We start from the raw sequence: 17,270 nt of genomic DNA, 5'->3' as shown, positions 1-17,270 counted from the left end.
ACCTGTGCGCCTCATCGTCCGCGGGGGGAGATGATGGACAAGGTGCCTTCGGGCGAGTTTCGAGGGGTGGCTGCGTCGCTGGTAGCCACCAGCATGGACCGAACGAGCGACATCGAAGAGCGCGCGCCGGTGCGCCGTCAGCTTCGGTTCCTGGGCGACTTGCGCGAACTGATGGAGAGCCTCGAATCGGCCGAGAGCGCGGAGGGGGCATGCGCGCTCGCGGCCGAGGCGCTCGTCGCGAACGGTCGCGATGTGTCCTGTGTATTCATCTATCTCGTGGACCGCGAGGGGGAGCACACCCGCTTGGTGGCGCGCTGCGGTCCAGGTTGGGTGCATGATGCAACCATCGTCCTACGGCAGAGCGCCTTCTGCGGCGCCACCGAGGTGATCGGCGATTTGGATCGCCACGTGGTCGTGCGCGAGCGCTCCGCCGTGGGTGAGGTGCCGCGCGTGGGGCTCATCGTGCCGGCCAAGGAGCCGCGCGGGGTGATGCCTCGGGCCATCCTGGTCATCGGCCTCTCCGATCTGGACTCGGCGGCTTCGCTCGAGAACGAGCTGTACGCGTTCTTCGATCTGGCGGCCACGCAGCTGGGCAGCCGCATCGGCCGCCTCTATGCGGAAGAGCAGCAGCGCGCCCGCACTGCGTCGATGGCCGCGCGCGACCGCGCCAAGACCGACTTCGTGGGCACCGTGAGCCACGAGTTCCGCACCCCGCTCACCCTCGTCCTCGGCCCCATCGAAGACGCCATCGACGACGAATCCCTCCCCCACGAGCACCGCGCCCGCCTCGCGCTCGTGCGCCGCAACGCCCAGCGGCTCGCCAAGCTGGCCGACTCCCTCCTCGACTTTTCGCGCGTGGAGACCGGCCGGGTCGACGCCATCTTCCACGAGGTCGATCTCCCGGCCTTCACGGCCGATCTCGCGAGCGCCTTCCGTTCGGCCATCGAACGCGCGGGGCTCCGGCTCACCTTGGAGCTCGCGCCGCTGTCGGCGCCGGCGTTCGTGGACCGCGACATGTGGGAGAAGATCGTGCTGAATCTCCTCTCGAACGCCCTGAAGTTCACCTTCGAGGGCGAGATCCGCGTCTCGCTCCAGCAGCAGGGCGGCTGTGTCGAGCTTCGCGTGCGCGACACCGGGAGCGGCATCCCCGAGGCCGAGATCGGGCGCGTGTTCGAGCGCTTCCACCGGGTGCGCGGCGTGCGCTCGAGGACGCACGAGGGCACGGGCATCGGCCTGGCGCTGGTGAAGGATCTGGTGAAAATTCACGGCGGCGACATCGCCGTCGAGAGCCAGCTGGGCACGGGCACGCAGTTCACGGTGACCATCCCCACCGGCTCGCTCCACCTGCCGCAGAGCCGCGTGAGCCGTCAGCAAGCATCGGCGCGCGCCTCGGCCGGCGTGGCCACCTATGTCGAGGAGGCGCTGCGCTGGCTTCCCGGCTCCGAGGAGCGCCACTCCACCTTGCCGCCGCCGTCGTCGAGCATCGTGGGCGTGGGCCCGAGCGCGAGCCGCGCGCGCATCCTCCTCGCCGACGACAACGCCGACATCCGCTCGTACATGACGCGCCTGCTCGGCAAGCACTGGGATGTCACCGCCGTCGCCGACGGCCAAGCGGCGCTCGACAAAGCGCGCGAGCACCGCCCCGACTTGATCGTGACAGACGTGATGATGCCGCGGATGGACGGCTTCGCCTTGCTCCGGGCTATCCGAGAGGACGCGCGGCTCAAGACGACGCCGGTCATCCTCCTCACGGCGCGCGCGGGGCAAGAGTCCACGGTGGAGGGCTTCGCCGCCGGCGCCGACGACTACGTGCTCAAGCCGTTCTCGGCGCGCGAGCTGGTGGCGCGGGTGCGCACGCACCTGGAGCTCTCGCGGGTGCGGCGTCAATCCGAGATGGAGCAGGAGACGGCGCGCACGCACGCCGAGCGCCTCAATCGGATGAAGGACGAGTTTCTGGCCACCGTCTCCCACGAGCTGCGCACGCCGCTGCAGGCCATCTTGGGCTGGGTGAAGCTCCTGAGCGATGGCCAGGTGAAGCCCGAGCGGGTGGCCAAGGCCATCAGCGTCATCGAGCGCAACGCGCGGGCGCAGGCGCAGCTCATCGAGGACATCCTCGATGTGTCGCGCATCATCGCGGGAAAGATCCGGCTCGATTTGAAGCCGGTCGATATGGTGGGCATCATCCACGGCGCCATCGACACCATCCGTCCGGCGGCGCAGAAGAAGCAGGTCGAGGTGGTGTGCACCTTGGGGCCTGCGCTCGGCGGGGTGGTGGGCGACTCCGATCGACTGCAGCAGGTCGTGTGGAACCTGTTGTCGAACGCCGTGAAGTTCACGCCCTCGGGCGGCAAGGTCGCCATCTTCGCCACGGTGAGCCGAGGGCGGGTCGAGATTCGCGTGACCGACACGGGCGAGGGCATCAACCCGGCGTTCTTGCCCCATGTGTTCGAGCGCTTCCGTCAAGCCGATGGCACCACCACCCGCTCCCAAGGCGGCCTCGGTCTCGGCCTGGCCATCGTGCGGCACATCGTGGAGCTCCACGGCGGCACGGTGGAGGCCGACAGCTCCGGGATCGGCATGGGCGCGACCTTCGCCGTGCACCTCCCGGTGCGCACCTTGATGTCCACCGCGCGATTTGCCGATCGCGACTCGGGTACGCACGCCACCGCGGCCAGCATGCGGCGCCTCAGTGGGATGCGCATCATGGTGGTCGACGACGAAGAGGACGCGCGCGACCTGGTGATGGAGGTCCTTCGCGAGAACGGCGCCGAGCCACGCGGCGCGCGGACCGTGTGCGACGCCATGAACATGCTCGACGAGCTCCGCCCCGACGTCATCCTCTGCGACATCGGGATGCCCGTCGACGATGGCTACACGTTGATCCGGCGTCTGCGCGCGCTGGAGGCGGAGCGCAAAACTCCGCCCATTCCGGCTCTGGCGCTCACGGCGTACGCGCGTCATGAGGACAAGCGAAAGGCGCTCGAGGCGGGGTACCATATGCACGTCCCGAAGCCCGTCGAACCGGCTGCCTTGGTGGAGGCCATTGCGCGCTGGTCGTCGCCTTCACACGCGCTGACCATGGAGGATCTGGAGGAGACGGGCACGAAGTAGAGGTATGCTCGCCCTTCGTGGGGGCGACGGGCGGGGCTCGCGAAACGAGGCGTTGGGGGCTGGGCGTATCGGCGCTCGTCGTGGGCGTCGCCGCGTGCTCCGTTTCGGGGCTCACGGGCGGTGCGCCTTTGGATCCGTCGTTCGATGCGTCGGGGGATTCGCCCTCCGGTGCCTCCGACGCGGGGGGCGTGAACCCGGGGTCGAGGGATTCGGGTGGGGACGTGCCCGACGGGTCGGGGCGGTGGTGTGCGCAGGGTACGTATACGTTTTGTGACGACTTCGACGAAGGGCCGTTGGGGGCCATGTGGAGTGGAACGCCCGGGGCGGGTGCGACGCTGTCGCTGGATCCGGCCAAGAACGTTTCGCCGCCGAATGCGCTCCGGGTGGTGTGCGGACCGGATGACCGCCCTTGCAGGCTCGAGAAGACATTGGCGGTCAAATCGCGCATACGGATCGAGCTGGACGTGCTTTTGGCGGCCGCGGGGCAGGGGGTGCATGCGCTCTGGTCGCTCGAAACGTCGGGGCCTACGCAGTCGGTTTCATTGACGTGCGAGCCAAAGGCGAGCCGCACGACGCTCTACGTCTGCCCTTCCGGACGGCCATGTGCGTCGCCTGCGCTCCCTCCGCTCCCCATGAATCGATTCGTTCATATGAAAACCGAAATTCAATTTGGGCCGGCCGGCAGCGTCGCGCATTCGATCGACCGTGATCCGGCGGTTATGAATCCGATGCCGGTGGCTCCGGATTCCTTCGCGGCGATTGTCCTCTATTTGGGCGGTGGGGACGCTACGGGATCGACCAATGATCTCCGCATCGACAATGTGACGGTGGTTCAGGAGTGAACGTTGGAACAGCGAGGAGCCATGACCACGACGCGTTGGACCAAGCTTGCCTCCCGCGGCCCGCGCATCGCGGCGCTGACGATAGGCGTCTTGGTGGCGCCGCCCGCGGCGGCGGACGACGTGAAAGTTCGCTGCGCGGCCGCCTACGAACAGGCGCAGGAGCTGCGGCGTCACGATCGGCTGACCGAGGCGCGCGCGCAGCTCCTCGTGTGCCGTGCGATTTGCTCGACCGCCTTTGCGCTCGATTGCGAACGATGGCGGGCCGAGGTCGATGCGCAGCTGGCGGCGCCCGCGCCGCGCGCGACGTCGCCGGTCGAGGCGCCTGCTGCGTCACCGCCGCCTGTCGGATCGCCGTCGCCGGTGGGGTCACCGTTGCCTGTGGGGTCGCCGTCGCCGGTGGGGTCACCGCCGCCTGTCGAATCATCCGCGGCGCGGGCGCGTAGCGCGGATGCCACCGCGGCGTCTCGCGGGGCCGACGCGAAAACGTCGTCACCTGCGTCCGTGGATGGGGCGAAGCCGTCTGCTTCGCCCGCCGTCTACATTTTGGGCGCCACGGCGATTGCCGCTTTTGGCGTGGCCGGCGGTCTATCGATCAAGGGCCATTTGGACGTGGCGGACCTTCGATCGAGCTGCGCGCCGCGATGCGATCCCCACGACGTGGATGCGGCCACGCGCCTCTACGATATCGCTTGGATTACGGCCGGTGTCGGCGTGGTGTCCGCCGCCGCCGCGATTTTGATTTGGCAGCCGTGGCGGCGCGGTCCTTCCACGACGGGCGCCGCGCCGTTCTCGGTTCGCTTCTGAGCGACGGGTCGCGCGCCTTTCGCGTCTAGAGGCACTCCGGTTTTGCGCGCCTTATCCCTTGCGCATCGAAGTAGTAGTGCGGATTGCAATCCGGCTTCTCCGGCGCGGCGCTGGGCTTGGGGCGAGCGCGCGGTGCGCGATGGACGGCGCTCGACGCGGAAGGCGCCGCCGCGGGCTCTTCGGGCCGCTCGACAGCGGAAGCCGTGGCGGCCGCTGGCTCCGGAGCGCGCGGCGCGTCGACGGCGTGCACCGCGCGCGGCGCGTCGACGGCGTGCACCGCGGCCCGCGACTCGCCGCGATGGCGCACGAAGAGCGCCGTGAGCACCGCCGCGAAGAGCACCGCCAAGCCGAGGACGACCACGGCGCCCGTGCGCCATCCAAGGGACGCCTTGCCCTCGCGCGCCGCATGCGCCGACGCCGGCGGTGTACGCTCATCGGTGAGGGTCGTCGATTCCGCGCCCCCCGCCGCCTTCGCCGCCCCCGCCCTCCCCACGCCCCCCGCCGAGGCCCGCGCCGCTTCCGCCGAAGCCCGCGCCGCTTCCGCCGCGCGATAAAGCGTCATGGGCGCCGTGTCGAGCGGCATCGTCGCAATACGCGCTAGCTCCGCGAGCACATCCAGCGCCGACGCCGGACGATTGTCCCGTTCCCGCGCGAGCAGCTTGGCGACCAGATCCTCCAGCGCCGCAGGAACCCCGGGCCGCAGCTCCCCCACGCGCGGCGCCTCGTGCAGCAGCAATTTGGCGAGCATCGCCATCGGCTCGGGCCCCTCGAACACATTCTTGTTCGTCAGGCAGCGAAAGAGCACGCACCCCAGCGCGAACAGATCGGCGCGACCATCCAGATCCGTCGCGCCGCGCGCTTGCTCCGGCGCCATGTAGCCGACGGTTCCCAGGATCACCCCGGACGTGGTCACGTGGGTCGCAAAGTCGGCGCGCGCGATTCCAAAGTCGGCCAGCTTGGCGCGCGCGAGATCGCCCTCGACGAGCAGGATGTTGTTTGGCTTCACGTCGCGATGAACGATGCCCAGCGCATGGGCCGCCGCCAGCGCCCCCGCAACCCGTTGACCCAGCTCGAGCACGTCTCGAACCGCGAGCAGCGTCCCCTCCGCGCTGGCGCGTGCCAATCGCACATGCAGGCTCTCGCCCTCGATCCACTCCATCGCGAGGTACGGCTCACCCTCTTCCGACACCCCATGGGCGACGTAACGCACCACGGCCGGATGATCGAGGTTTTCCAGCGCGCCCGCCTCGGTCGCAAATCGCTTGATGGTCGAAGGCTCCGTTCTGCGGAGCACCTTCAGCGCAACCGGACCCGCCGAGACCCGATCGAGCGCGCGATAGACGATCCCCATCCCGCCGACGCCCGCCTCTTTCTCGATGAGGAATCGATCCGCGAAGACATCGTCCGGAGATTTTTCCGCAAGCCCGTCCACGAATGCATGGTGCTTGGACTTCAAAATTGCAATCCGAACGTAGCCGAGCGCGGGCTTCGACGAAAGCCACAATCTGGACAGGCGCGCAACATCGGGGGTATCTGGCGCAGCGTACACCGTCTTCGTGGCGGACGGCCATTCACGGAGGAAAATCCATGCGTTCCATTCATCGATTGGCGCACTTCCAAGTGGCAGCCACCGCAGCCGCCGTCGTATTGGCGGCTGCTTTTCAATCCTCACCCGCGAGGGCCGACGGCGGCGCCGGGCTCGACTCCTTGCAGGATGCCGAACGCGAGCCGGCTCCGCTCTCGTTCGATCTCGATAAGGCGACCATCCCCGATCTCGCGCGCATGATGGGCCGCGGCGAGCTCTCGTCGATTCGACTCACCCTCGCCTATTTGCAACGCATCCATCACCTCGACGGCAAGCTCGGATCGGTGCTCTTCATCAACCCTTTGGTGCTCGCGGAGGCAGCCGCCAGCGATGTGCGTCATCGCGCTGGCAAACCGCTCGGCCCCATGGATGGCATTCCCGTGCTGCTCAAGGACAACGCCGATACGGTGGTGATGCCCACCACCGCGGGCTCCCGCGCCTTGCTCGGATCCAGCCCCGCCCGCGACGCCTTCTTGGTCCGTCGCCTGCGCGCGGGCGGCGCCGTGATCCTCGGAAAAGCAAACCTCTCGGAGTGGGCGAATTTCCGCTCCGTCAAGCCGACCTCGGGGTGGTCCGGCGTGGGCGGGCACACGAACAATCCCCATGTGCTCGATCGCAACCCGTGCGGCTCCTCGTCGGGATCGGGCGCCGCGGTGGCCGCCTCGCTGGCCCAAGTCGCCATCGGCAGCGAAACGGACGGATCCATCGTTTGCGCGGCCGGCATGAACGGTGTGGTCGGCCATAAACCGAGCCTCGGCTTGGTCAGCCGCAGCGGCGTGGTCCCGATTTCGGCCGAGCAGGATACGGCGGGGCCCATCACGCGGCACGTGGTCGACTCGGCCATCGCGCTGTCCGTCCTTCAAGCGCGCGATCCCGACGATCCGGCCACGGGCGACTATCCGCGCGACCAGCCCACCAACTATGCCAAGCTCCTCGATCCGAACGCCCTGCGCGGCGCGCGAATCGGCTTGTGGAGCTTGCCCGTGCTCGGCCCCGACGTCGACCGCGTCATGCGCGCCACCGCCGATACCTTGCGCGCGAACGGCGCGACGGTGATCGAGGTCGTACCGCCGTATCAAGATCAACTCGCCGCCGACGAGCTGCCCGCGCTGCTCACCGAGTTCAAACGCGACATCAACGCCTACCTGGCGACGCGAATTGGCGGCCCGCGCACCCTCGCCGATCTCATCGCCTACAACCGCCGCGATCCCGCGGAACGAACCTGCTTTGCCGATCAAGGGCTGTTCGAGCAGGCCGAGGTGGCCCCGCCGCCGAGCGATCCCGGCTACCGCGCGCGCCGTGCGCGGCTCGCCGATCTGTCGCGCCGCTCGATCGACGAGACGTTGGCGAAGTTTCACCTCGACGCGATCGTGGCGCCCACCAATCCGCCTGCTTGGAAAACGGATTGCGTCAAAGGCGATAACGATATCATTCCATCGTCGACACCCGCCGCCATCGCGGGATATCCGCATACCACAGTACCCGCGGGGTTCATCGGGCCGCTTCCCGTGGGCATATCCATTTTCGCGGGCCGCTGGTCCGACGCACGTGTGCTCTCGCTCGCCTCGGCGGTGGAGCGGGTGACGGCCGCGCGCCGCCCGCCGCGCTTCCTACCGACCCTGTAATTTCCACCGCGTGTGGCCGGCTCCTCGAGTGAGTCGGAGCGAGCCGCCCTCGTCGAAACGCACCGGGCTCACCCAATCCGCGCTTCGATGACGTGAATCTGGCCATCGTTCCGAACCGTAAACCACTCCCGAACATGGATGGTCAACCGTCCGATTGGTATTTGCGGTAGTTGGATGTCGAGAAGGTAGTCGGCCACCACGCGGCCATCGTGAACGCTCCACTGCAGGTCCCGGAGGTCGGTGATCAGCCGATACTGTGGGCCAGTGTCGAGGGCATGGCGGATCGTTTCCCCGGAAATACCGGTGAGCAGCCCGTTTTCGATCCGGTATGCAGCCGGCGCCAGCGGCACGTCGCGCGCATCGTGGGTCACGAGCGCGCGAAGGTACGTGTTTGCGGCCGCTATCTGGCAATCGCGGCCGCAGCTCGGTGGCTCCGCGTGAGCTTCGGCGCCGAGCACGAACAGCGCACCGCCGATCATAATTTTCCCCAGCCCCCCGCACATTCTCATGGAGCAAGTATCGCGCATCGGCGCGGCGCACGGGCAGGGGAACGAAAGGTGAAGCAGGCGCGCGCAAAGATTATGCGCGTGCGCCATACGATATTGTATGGCAGTTTCCGATTAACGGGACGATGTGAATCTGACATACTGGGCGGTGATTTTTCATCGTCGAAGGCGCCGTTCGAGGACCGCGCCAAGTTCGTGGTTGGATCCGAGGGGCAAGTGAATGCAGGGCCGCCGGCTCAGGCCCGAGTGGGCGCCGGCAGGGGGAGTCATTCGTGAAGCAAACACGTCGCATTCGGTCGATGGCCGTGCGCGAGCTCGAGCAGTACATCGTGGTGGTTACGGTCCGCACACCCACCAATGCGGACTGGGATCAGTACCTGGAAATTTACCGTTCGGCAGAGACCCGTGCCAAACGGGTGCTGGTCCATTGTTCCGCGCCGCCCAACGCAGCGCAGCGTGTTCGCCTTCGCGATGCCGAGGGTCGAACGCCGTGTCTGAAGGCAGTGATTGCGACAACGCGGGAGGCCCGCATCGCTGCCATTGCCATCAATTGGTTCAACCCGCGAATGCGCATTTTTGGCCGAAACGAAGTCGAGGCCGCCCTCGATTACATCGGCGCCTTCGACGCGGATCGCAAGCTGCTCCACCGCACCTTGGACGAGATGCACGATCAACTCCAGAAGGAGCTCACCAAGCCGGCGCCAAAGCTCTCCCCGCCCATCTAAAATATCGCTAGACGTGTCTTTATGAAGGGCGACGTCAATTTAAACCGTCTAGCGGTTTTTGCTGCGCTGGTGCGCGCGGGGTCGTTCACCGCAGCCGCAGAGCCGCTGGGGCTCACGAAGGCGATGGTGAGCCACCACCTTGCGAGGCTGGAGCGGGAGCTGGGCGTGTCGTTGATGGTGCGCACCACCCGCCGCATGGCCCTGACCGAGGCCGGCGCGGCATTTCACGCCGACTGTGTGCGGATCCTGAGCGAAACGAACGCCGCGATTGCCCGGGTCGCGCAAAATCGCGAGAAGCCGACCGGCACCTTGCGCCTCACGAGCTCCACGGACTACGGCCCCGGGGTGCTCGCGCCGCTTCTGGCGGACTTCATGCGGCGGCACCCGCAGCTGCAGGTCGACTTGGTCATCGGCGACGAGATTCGCGACCTGATTGCAGAGCGCTTCGACTTGGCCATTCGCGTCGGCTGGTTGCGCGACTCCTCGCTGCGCACGGTGCGGCTGGCCGCTTTTCACCAGCTGGTGGTGGCCGCCCCGCATTACCTGACCGCCCGCGGTACACCGCGCACGCCCCTCGAGCTGGCGAACCATGATTGGATTGCCGTGGCGCCGCTGCCCTCCCCCTTGCGATGGACGTTTACGGGGACGGATGGCAACCGGCGCACTGTGCGCATGCGTCAGGTGGCGCAGGCCAACAATGTCGCCGCCGTGAGGGGGCTGGTGATCAACGGCGCCGGCATATCCATTCTGCCCGATTGCCTGATCGGCGACGACGTGCGGCAAGGGCGATTGGTCTCGCTCCTTCCCACGTACCGGTTGCGCGAAGGCGGTATCCACGCCGTGTACCCCGGCCCGCAGGCTCCCCCCAAGGTGCGCCTCTTCATCGAATACCTGCGCACGCGGCTGGCGCAGGCTTAGGCGGATTGCGCGCGCACGGTGTGGGTGATACGAAATCGGCCGTGGGACGGAACCGCGGCCGAGAAACGCAACGCACCAGGCGCCAAAGCGCGCTGGGGAGCGGGCTGCGCGCGTTGGTCGCCACAGCGCGGCTTTTCGCCTGCGCCGTGCTCGTCTTTGCCGTTCTTTGCGGATTTGCGCAGGCGGGCCAGCGTTATTTCTTCTGCGCCCCCATGGGCCTGCTGGTGTCGAACCCCTGCCTTCATGCGGCGGCCGTCGCCACGGAAGGTCGCGCGGTGCAGGACCCCGCCCGCGCCGAGCTTCGGGCGCACCACGTGGATTGTTGCGAAGTGCTCACCATGCCGAGCGTGCCGAACGGCGCCCACATCGACGGCCCCAGCGTACCGGAGGCGCCGCTGGTTGCGCTCGTCTCCGACCTGCAGGGTGAGCAACGTTGCACCGCCGATCCACTATTTGGCATTTGCCATCGGCTGCCGCGGGTCGTGGAACGATGGCGCGTGCCCTTGCCGTCGCCGAGCGCGCAACGCGCACGATTGATGGTCTTTTTGACGTGAGCCGACCCGCGAAGCGCGCGCTTCTCCGGTAGCGCGCTTCGCGCGACATGGGTCGCAGGCGACGTGCCGTCGTCTGCTGGTCGGCGCCAAACGTCAAAAAAGGATTCTCCGATGGATTTTGCTCCGATGTACGGGCGCGCGCGAACGCCGTGGTTCGCGCTCGCGTCCTTGCTTTTGGCCGCCTGCGCGACGGGCGCAAACGGCGCAACGGCTCTTCCGCCGCCTGCTCCGTCTTCTTCTTTTCATCCAACTCGGCTCGCGCCGGACGATTCTGACCAGGTGCTGCGCGGGCCCGTGCTCGAGCGCGCGGCGTACGTGCGCGCGGTGCTGCAGCGCAATGCGAGCATCGAGTCGGCGCGGCAGGGGTGGCGTGCGGCCGTCGCGCGAGCACGGCAGGCCGGGGAGGTCGACGATCCCATGGTGAACGTGGGGATCGCGCCGCTCTCGATAGGCTCCTCGAGCGCACGATTGGGCTACGAAGTCGGTATTCACCAGCGTTTGCCGTGGTTCGGAAAGCGCGCGCTCGAGCGCGACGCGGCGTCCGCCGAGGCGGGGGCGGCGAAGGGCGATTTCGAGGCGACGAAGCGGGAGCTCGCGCTCGCCGCATCGTCGCTCTACGACCAATACTTCGTGACGGTCCGCTCGCTCGCCATCCACGAAGAGCACATTCGACTGATGCGGACATTGCACGCGGGCGCGCTGGCTCAATTCGAAGCCGGGCGGGCGATGGCGCACGATCCGCTGCAAGCGGAGGCCGAGCTCGCGCACCTGGAGCACGACGTCGTCGTCCTCGCCTCCCGGCGCGACGTCACCGTGGCGCAGATGAACGAGCTTTTGCACCGCGCGCCGGAGCTTCCGCTGCCCTCGCCGCCGAACGAGCTCGCCTTGCCCCCCGCGCCGTCCGTCGCGCAGGCTGCGCGCGATGTGCGCGACGGGCGCGACTCGGAACGCCTTCGCGAGGAGGCGCTCGCGCGACGTCCGGAGATCACCGCCGCCCGCGAGCGCGAGCGCGCCGAGGTGGCCCGCGCCGAGCGCGGTCGCCGCGAGTATTACCCCGATGTCACCGTCTCCACCTCGTACAACGCGATGTGGGATATGCCGGAGCACCGCTGGATGGTGGGCCTCGCCTTTCCATTGCCCATCCAAACCGGTCGCCGCGCGGGTGCCGTCGACGAAGCCGACGCGGCGCGCGCGCGCATGGCGAGCGAGGTCGCGCACCTTCGGGATATGGCGCGCACCCAGGTGTTCGTGGCCGTGAAGCAGCTCGAAGAGTCGGAGCACCTGGTGCGCTCGTTCGAAGCGCGGCTTTTGCCGGTGGCGCGCAGCCAGATCGACGCCGCACGCGCCGGCTTCGTCGCATCGCAAAGTTCGTTTTCCGCGGTCATCGAGGCCGAGCGGGGTTTGCGGAGGGCCGAGCTCGAATACCAAGTAGCGCGCGCCGATTGCGACCGACGCCATGCGGAGCTCGAGCGCGCGCTGGGGCGCATTCCGGGTCTCGGCGAGCCCGGACAAATCCGAATCCGCGGAGAGGAGGCCGTACGATGAGCGCTCGACCCTTTTCGCCGTTGCGGCGGCGCGTGCTCGCGCTCCTCGCGGTCGCAGGTGGCTTTGCCCTCGTGGCCCGCTTCCAGGATCGCGATGGCCGCGCCGCCGCGATCGATCACTACACGTGCTCGATGCACCCCTCGGTCAAGCAGCCGGGGCCCGGCAAGTGCCCCATCTGCGGCATGAACCTGGTGCCGGTCGCGAAGGACACGAAGGACGCGTCCAACGCGAAAAATGCGAAAGACGCAAAGGACGCGAAGGACCCGCAGGCCAGCACGGTGACCCTCGACGACTCCCGCCGCCAACTCATCGGCGTGCGCACGGCGCCCGTCACCGTCGGCCCGATGCGCACCACCTTCCGCGCCGCGGGCCGCGTCGCCTACGACGAGTCACGGCTCGCCGACGTGAACCCGCGGGTGCGTGGCTGGATCACGCGCCTCATGGCGAGCCAGCCGGGGCAACCCGTCGGCAAAGGCCAGCCCCTCTTCGAGATGTACAGCCCCGAATCGTACAACGCGCAGCACGATCTCCTGCTCGCCCTGCAGGCGTCGAACGCCCCCCTCGTCCACGCCGCGCGCCAAAGGTTGCGCCTCCTCGGTATGGACGATGCGCAGATCGACGCCATGGCCAAAAAGGGCGCGCCCGCCGAGAGCATCACCGTGCTCTCGCCTGCGAGCGGCTTCATCGCCGAGAAGAACGCCGTCGAAGGAGCCTCGATCGAGCCCGGCACCCGCGTCTTTCGCATCGCCGCGCTCGATCGCGTCTGGATCGAAGCCAACGTCTACGAAGCCGATCTCGTGCACGTGCGCGTGGGGCAGCCCGTCGAGGTCATCCTCGACCACGCGCCCGATCGCACCTACGACGCCAAGGTCGCGTCGATCGACCCGTCCCTCGACGCCAAAGCGCGCACGGGGCGGGTGCGCGTGACGGTCGCCAATCGCGATCTCGCGCTCCGCCCCGAAATGTACGCGACCGTCGAGCTGGGGGCGGACATGGGCACCCGGCTCCAGGTGCCCTCGGCCGCCGTCGTTTACACCGGCCCGCGAAGGCTCGTGTTCCTCGATCGCGGCGAGGGCCGCTTCGAACCGCGCGCGATCCGGATCGGCGCCGAGGCCCATGGGATGTACGAGGTGCTCTCGGGCCTGCAAGCCGGCGATTCCGTGGCCGTCTCCGGCGTATTTCTCATCGCCGCCGAGGCCCGCATCCGCACGGCCGCGGCCTATTGGGAGAACGCCTCCGACGCGGGGGACGAGCCGTGAGCGAGCCTACCCACGCCCATACGGGCCTCATCGCGCGCATCATCGCGGCCAGCGCGCGCAGCCCGTTCTTGGTGATCCTCGTCGCCTTCGCCGCCGCGGCATGGGGCTGGGTGTCGCTGCAAAAGGCGCCGCTCGACGCCATCCCCGATCTCTCCGACGTCCAGGTCATCGTCTTTACGGAGTGGATGGGGCAGAGCCCCGACCGGGTCGAGGACCAAATCACGTATCCCATCTCCTCGGCGCTGCTCTCGGCGCCCAAGGTGGAGGCGGTGCGCGGAACTTCGATGTTCGGCATGTCCTTCGTCCATGTCATCTTCCGCGAAGGGACGGACATTTATTGGGCGCGAAGCCGGGTGCTGGAGTCCATGAGCGCCGTTCGCGCCAAGCTGCCGCAGGGCACGAACCCCACCTTGGGCCCCGACGCCACGGGCGTCGGTTGGGTCTTCGAGTATGCCCTGGTCGACAAAAGCGGCAAAAACGATCTCGCCGAGCTGCGCGCCCTTCAAGATTGGAATATCCGTTATGCGCTCGCCAGCGTGCCCGGCGTGGCCGAGGTCGCGAGCGTGGGCGGTTACGTGAAGCAATATCAAGTCAATGTGGATCCCCAGGCGCTGCTCGCCCGCGGGGTCACCATGGATGACGTGGTCCGCGCCGTGCGCGATTCGAACCAGGAGGTGAGCGGGCGCGTCCTCGAAATTGCCGGCCACGAACACGTGATTCGAGGGCGCGGCTATGTGCAAAAGACGAACGATATCGCCCAGAGCCCCATCCGCGTCGTGGACGGAACGCCCATTCGGGTCAAGGACGTCGCGCACGTGCAGCTCGGCCCGGACATGCGGCGCGGGCTCACGGAGCTCAATGGCGAGGGCGAGGCGCCCGGCGGCATCGTGGTCATGCGCTATGGCGAAAATGCGCTGACCGTGATCGACGCCGTGAAGGAGCGCATTTCGGAGATCGAACGAGGTTTGCCCGAGGGGGTTCGCATCGTCGTCACCTACGACCGGTCGCAGCTCATCGACGAGGCGGTGAGCACGCTCCGGCGCACCCTCGTCGAAGAGATGATCGTCGTCAGCGCGGTCATTTTCATCTTCCTGCTGCACGCGCGAAGCGCCCTCATTCCGATTCTCACGTTGCCCATCGGCGTCTTGCTCGCCTTCATTCCCATGCTTCACCAGAATTTGACGGCGAACATCATGTCCCTCGGCGGCATCGCCGTGGCCATCGGCGCCATGGTGGACGCGTCGATCATCCTGATCGAAAACATCCACAAGAGACTCGGCGAGGAGCGCGACGCGTATCCAGGGCAAGGCACGGAGGGCCGCGAATCACGGACCCGTGTGCTCATCGCGGCGATGCAGGAGGTCGGCCCCTCGGTCTTTTTCTCCTTGCTCGTCATCACCGTGTCCTTCCTCCCCGTCTTCACCTTGGAGGCCACGGAGGGGCGTCTTTTCAAGCCGCTCGCCTTCACCAAGACGTACTCCATTGGCTTCGCGGCCATCCTCGCCATCACCCTGACCCCCGCGCTGGCCGTTCTCCTCATCCGCGGCAAGGTGCACGACGAAACGAAAAATCCCATCAACCGCTGGCTCACCGCGCTCTACGCGCCCGTGGTTCGCTTCGTGGTCGCGCACCGCGGGAAGGTCGTCGCGGCCGCCCTCGTCACCATGGCGCTCACGGTTCCGGCCGCCCTAGGCCTGAGCAGCGAGTTCATGCCGCCGCTCAACGAAGGCGTCCTCCTCTACATGCCCACGGCGCCACCCGGCATGTCCGAAAACGAATCGGCGGTGGTGCTCCAAGCCATCGATCGCGAGCTCATGAAGTTCCCCGAGGTGCTGAGCGTCTTTGGCAAACAAGGGCGCGCGGAGAGCGCGACCGACCCTGCGCCGCTCGGCATGGCGGAGGTGCACGTCGTCTTGAAGCCGCGCGATCAATGGCGAAAGGGGCTGACGTGGGACGCGCTCGTTCGCGAGATGGACGAGAAAATGCGCTTCCCCGGTATGCCCAACGTCTGGTGGATGCCGATTCAAACGCGGACCGAAATGCTCGCCACCGGCGTGCGCAGCCCCCTCGGCATTCAAGTCTTCGGCGACGATCGCGACACCATCGAGAAGGCGGCCCTCGCCATCGAGCGCGCCGTGGCCGGCATTCCTGGCACCCGCAGCGCCTTCGCCGAGCGCGGCGTCGGCGGCTTTTATCTCGATATCGACGTCAAACGCGAAGAGGCCGCGCGCCACGGGCTCTCCGTTCGCGACATCGACACGGTCGTGGCGCAATCGATCGGCGGCGAAAATGTCTCGGAGACGGTCGAGGGGCGCCGGCGTTTTCCCATCAATGTGCGCTATGCGCGCGAGTTTCGCGACGAGCCCGAGCTCTTGGGCCGCGTCCTGGTCGCGACCCCCGAGGGCGGCCCTATCCCACTTTCGCAGGTGGCCACCGTTCGAAGCGTCTTGGGACCGCCCATGATCCGAAGCGAAGGCGGGAGGCTCGTCGGCTTCGTCTTCGTCGACACCGAAAGGCCCATCGCCGATTACGTGGCCGAGGCGAAGAACGTCGTGGGCGCCGCCGTCCAGCTGCCGCCGGGGACGCGGATCGCGTGGGTCGGGCAATTCAAGTACTTCGAGCGCGCCAAGGAGCGGCTGAAATGGGTCGTCCCGCTCACCTTGGGGATCGTCGCGCTGCTTCTCTACATGAACACCCAATCGGCGACGGAGACCTCGATGGTGCTGCTCGCCGTTCCGTTCTCCTTGGTGGGGGCCGTGTGGCTCCTCTACCTTTTGCACTACCATGTCAGCGTGGCGGTATGGGTGGGCATCCTCGCGCTGGCCGGCCTCGACGCGGAGACCGGCGTGGTGATGCTCCTCTATCTCAAGCTCGCCCACGATCGGTATGCGCGCGAGGGGCGCCTCCGCACCCACACGGATTTGCGCGAGAGCATCGTCGAGGGGGCGGCCAAGCGCCTTCGGCCGAAGCTGATGACGGTGGCCACCATGATCCTCGGCCTCGTCCCGGTGCTGTGGAGCACCGGGACGGGCGCCGATGTGATGAAGCGCATCGCGGCGCCCATGGTGGGCGGGCTGGTGACGTCGTTCGTGCTGGAGCTCACCGTGTATCCCGCCCTCTTTGCCATCTGGAAGTCGCGCGCGCTGCCTATTTCGAGCGCGCGTCCAGTGCGAGATTGAGCGCGAGCACGTTGACGCGGGGCTCGCCCAGAATGCCGAGATCGCGCCCCTCGGTGTTCTGGGCCACGAGCTCGCGCACGCGCGCCTCGGGGATCCCGCGGGCGCGCGCCACCCGGCCTACTTGGTATTCGGCCGCCGCCAGGCTGATATGCGGATCGAGCCCGCTCCCCGAGGCGGTCGCCAGATCGACGGGGATCGGCGCTTCGTTCCCCGGATCGGCCTCGCGCAGCGCATCGATGCGCGCCTGGGCGGCCTTGGTCAGCGCCTCGTTGGTGGGGCCCAAGTTGGAGCCGCTCGAAGCGCCCGCATTGTACGCTACGGGCGACGTCGCCGATATGCGGCCCCAGAAGTGCTTCGGATCCTCGAAGGGCTGGCCCACGAGGCGCGAGCCCACGACCTTTCCATCGCGCACGATCAGGCTGCCCTCGGCTTTGTCCTTCATGGCGACGTGCGCGATGCCCGTCACGAGCAGCGGATACGCGAGCCCGGTGATGAGGCTCAGGATGATCAGCATCCCGGTGGCCGTGAGGGCCTGCTGGCCAAAGCTCGGCTGCGGATCGGTTTGTGTTTGCTGGGAGGTCACGGTGGCGCTCATGTTCGATACCTCGATTGCGCGA

At 67.7% G+C, this 17,270-nt stretch carries 13 protein-coding genes; 10 read left to right on the top strand and 3 right to left on the bottom strand.

Going from position 1 to position 17,270, the window contains the following annotated elements; translation table 11 throughout:
* The first annotated feature begins 30 nt into the window (after nt 1–30).
* The 3 genes from LZC94_35805 to LZC94_35795 all read left to right on the top strand — a co-directional run bounded on the left by LZC94_35805 (nt 31) and on the right by LZC94_35795 (nt 4,757).
* Complete coding sequence (locus LZC94_35805; GenBank protein ID WXB13198.1) at nt 31–3,111, top strand: ATP-binding protein; 3,081 nt, start codon at nt 31–33, stop codon at nt 3,109–3,111.
* A gap of 632 nt (nt 3,112–3,743) precedes the next feature.
* Entirely contained in the window at nt 3,744–3,953 is a 210-nt protein-coding gene (locus LZC94_35800) for a hypothetical protein (protein WXB13197.1), read from the top strand.
* Between the two features lie 21 nt (nt 3,954–3,974).
* Nucleotides 3,975–4,757 carry a hypothetical protein gene (locus tag LZC94_35795; GenBank protein ID WXB13196.1) on the top strand — a complete coding sequence of 261 codons (783 nt, stop codon included), beginning with the start codon at nt 3,975–3,977 and terminating at the stop codon, nt 4,755–4,757.
* A 25-nt stretch (nt 4,758–4,782) separates the two neighbouring features.
* On the opposite strand, the gene LZC94_35790 is transcribed toward LZC94_35795, so the two are convergent.
* Nucleotides 4,783–6,189, bottom strand: a complete 1,407-nt coding sequence (locus tag LZC94_35790; GenBank protein ID WXB13195.1) for a serine/threonine protein kinase — start codon at nt 6,187–6,189, stop codon at nt 4,783–4,785.
* 155 nt (nt 6,190–6,344) lie between these two features.
* Here LZC94_35790 and LZC94_35785 point away from each other — a divergent pair, with 155 nt between their 5' ends.
* Nucleotides 6,345–7,967, top strand: a complete 1,623-nt coding sequence (locus tag LZC94_35785) for an amidase (protein ID WXB13194.1) — start codon at nt 6,345–6,347, stop codon at nt 7,965–7,967.
* A 68-nt stretch (nt 7,968–8,035) separates the two neighbouring features.
* Here LZC94_35785 and LZC94_35780 read toward each other — a convergent pair whose 3' ends face one another.
* Nucleotides 8,036–8,476 (bottom strand): hypothetical protein, encoded by a 441-nt coding sequence (locus tag LZC94_35780; protein ID WXB13193.1) that lies wholly within the window; start codon nt 8,474–8,476, stop codon nt 8,036–8,038.
* A gap of 269 nt (nt 8,477–8,745) precedes the next feature.
* Between LZC94_35780 and LZC94_35775 the strand changes: the two genes are divergently transcribed.
* The 6 genes from LZC94_35775 to LZC94_35750 all read left to right on the top strand — a co-directional run bounded on the left by LZC94_35775 (nt 8,746) and on the right by LZC94_35750 (nt 16,653).
* Nucleotides 8,746–9,198: a hypothetical protein gene (locus tag LZC94_35775; protein WXB13192.1), complete on the top strand. Its 453-nt coding sequence runs from the start codon at nt 8,746–8,748 to the stop codon at nt 9,196–9,198.
* Between the two features lie 69 nt (nt 9,199–9,267).
* Nucleotides 9,268–10,116 carry a LysR family transcriptional regulator gene (locus LZC94_35770; protein ID WXB13191.1) on the top strand — a complete coding sequence of 283 codons (849 nt, stop codon included), beginning with the start codon at nt 9,268–9,270 and terminating at the stop codon, nt 10,114–10,116.
* 41 nt (nt 10,117–10,157) lie between these two features.
* A complete protein-coding gene (locus LZC94_35765; protein WXB13190.1) occupies nt 10,158–10,670 on the top strand; it encodes a hypothetical protein in 513 nt (170 codons plus the stop codon).
* Between the two features lie 111 nt (nt 10,671–10,781).
* Entirely contained in the window at nt 10,782–12,215 is a 1,434-nt protein-coding gene (locus LZC94_35760; protein ID WXB13189.1) for a TolC family protein, read from the top strand.
* A complete protein-coding gene (locus LZC94_35755; GenBank protein WXB13188.1) occupies nt 12,212–13,474 on the top strand; it encodes an efflux RND transporter periplasmic adaptor subunit in 1,263 nt (420 codons plus the stop codon). The genes LZC94_35760 and LZC94_35755 overlap by 4 nt, the downstream gene beginning before the upstream one ends.
* Nucleotides 13,471–16,653 carry a CusA/CzcA family heavy metal efflux RND transporter gene (locus LZC94_35750; protein WXB13187.1) on the top strand — a complete coding sequence of 1,061 codons (3,183 nt, stop codon included), beginning with the start codon at nt 13,471–13,473 and terminating at the stop codon, nt 16,651–16,653. Before LZC94_35755 ends, LZC94_35750 begins: the two co-directional genes overlap by 4 nt.
* Here the strand turns inward: LZC94_35750 and kdpC are convergent.
* Entirely contained in the window at nt 16,622–17,248 is a 627-nt protein-coding gene (gene kdpC, locus LZC94_35745; GenBank protein ID WXB13186.1) for a potassium-transporting ATPase subunit KdpC, read from the bottom strand. The two genes, LZC94_35750 and kdpC, sit on opposite strands and share 32 nt — an antisense overlap.
* Between the last annotated feature and the right edge of the window lie 22 nt (nt 17,249–17,270).

It is taken from the genome of Sorangiineae bacterium MSr11954 (genome assembly GCA_037157815.1).
In the GTDB taxonomy this organism is placed as follows: Bacteria; Myxococcota_A; Polyangia; order Polyangiales; family Polyangiaceae; genus Pendulispora; species Pendulispora albinea.
The sequence above is the reverse complement of the archived record's forward strand: the minus strand, read 5'-3'. Positions and strand labels throughout refer to the sequence as shown.

Bases quoted from the DNA above. Each gene is read 5' to 3' on its own strand.
- LZC94_35780 (WXB13193.1), bottom strand. From the start codon at position 8,476: ATGAGAATGTGCGGGGGGCTGGGGAAAATTATGATCGGCGGTGCGCTG.
- LZC94_35760 (WXB13189.1), top strand. From the start codon at position 10,782: ATGGATTTTGCTCCGATGTACGGGCGCGCGCGAACGCCGTGGTTCGCG.
- kdpC (WXB13186.1), bottom strand. From the start codon at position 17,248: ATGAGCGCCACCGTGACCTCCCAGCAAACACAAACCGATCCGCAGCCG.
- LZC94_35795 (WXB13196.1), top strand. From the start codon at position 3,975: ATGACCACGACGCGTTGGACCAAGCTTGCCTCCCGCGGCCCGCGCATC.
- LZC94_35755 (WXB13188.1), top strand. From the start codon at position 12,212: ATGAGCGCTCGACCCTTTTCGCCGTTGCGGCGGCGCGTGCTCGCGCTC.
- LZC94_35800 (WXB13197.1), top strand. From the start codon at position 3,744: ATGAATCGATTCGTTCATATGAAAACCGAAATTCAATTTGGGCCGGCC.
- LZC94_35805 (WXB13198.1), top strand. From the start codon at position 31: ATGATGGACAAGGTGCCTTCGGGCGAGTTTCGAGGGGTGGCTGCGTCG.
- LZC94_35785 (WXB13194.1), top strand. From the start codon at position 6,345: ATGCGTTCCATTCATCGATTGGCGCACTTCCAAGTGGCAGCCACCGCA.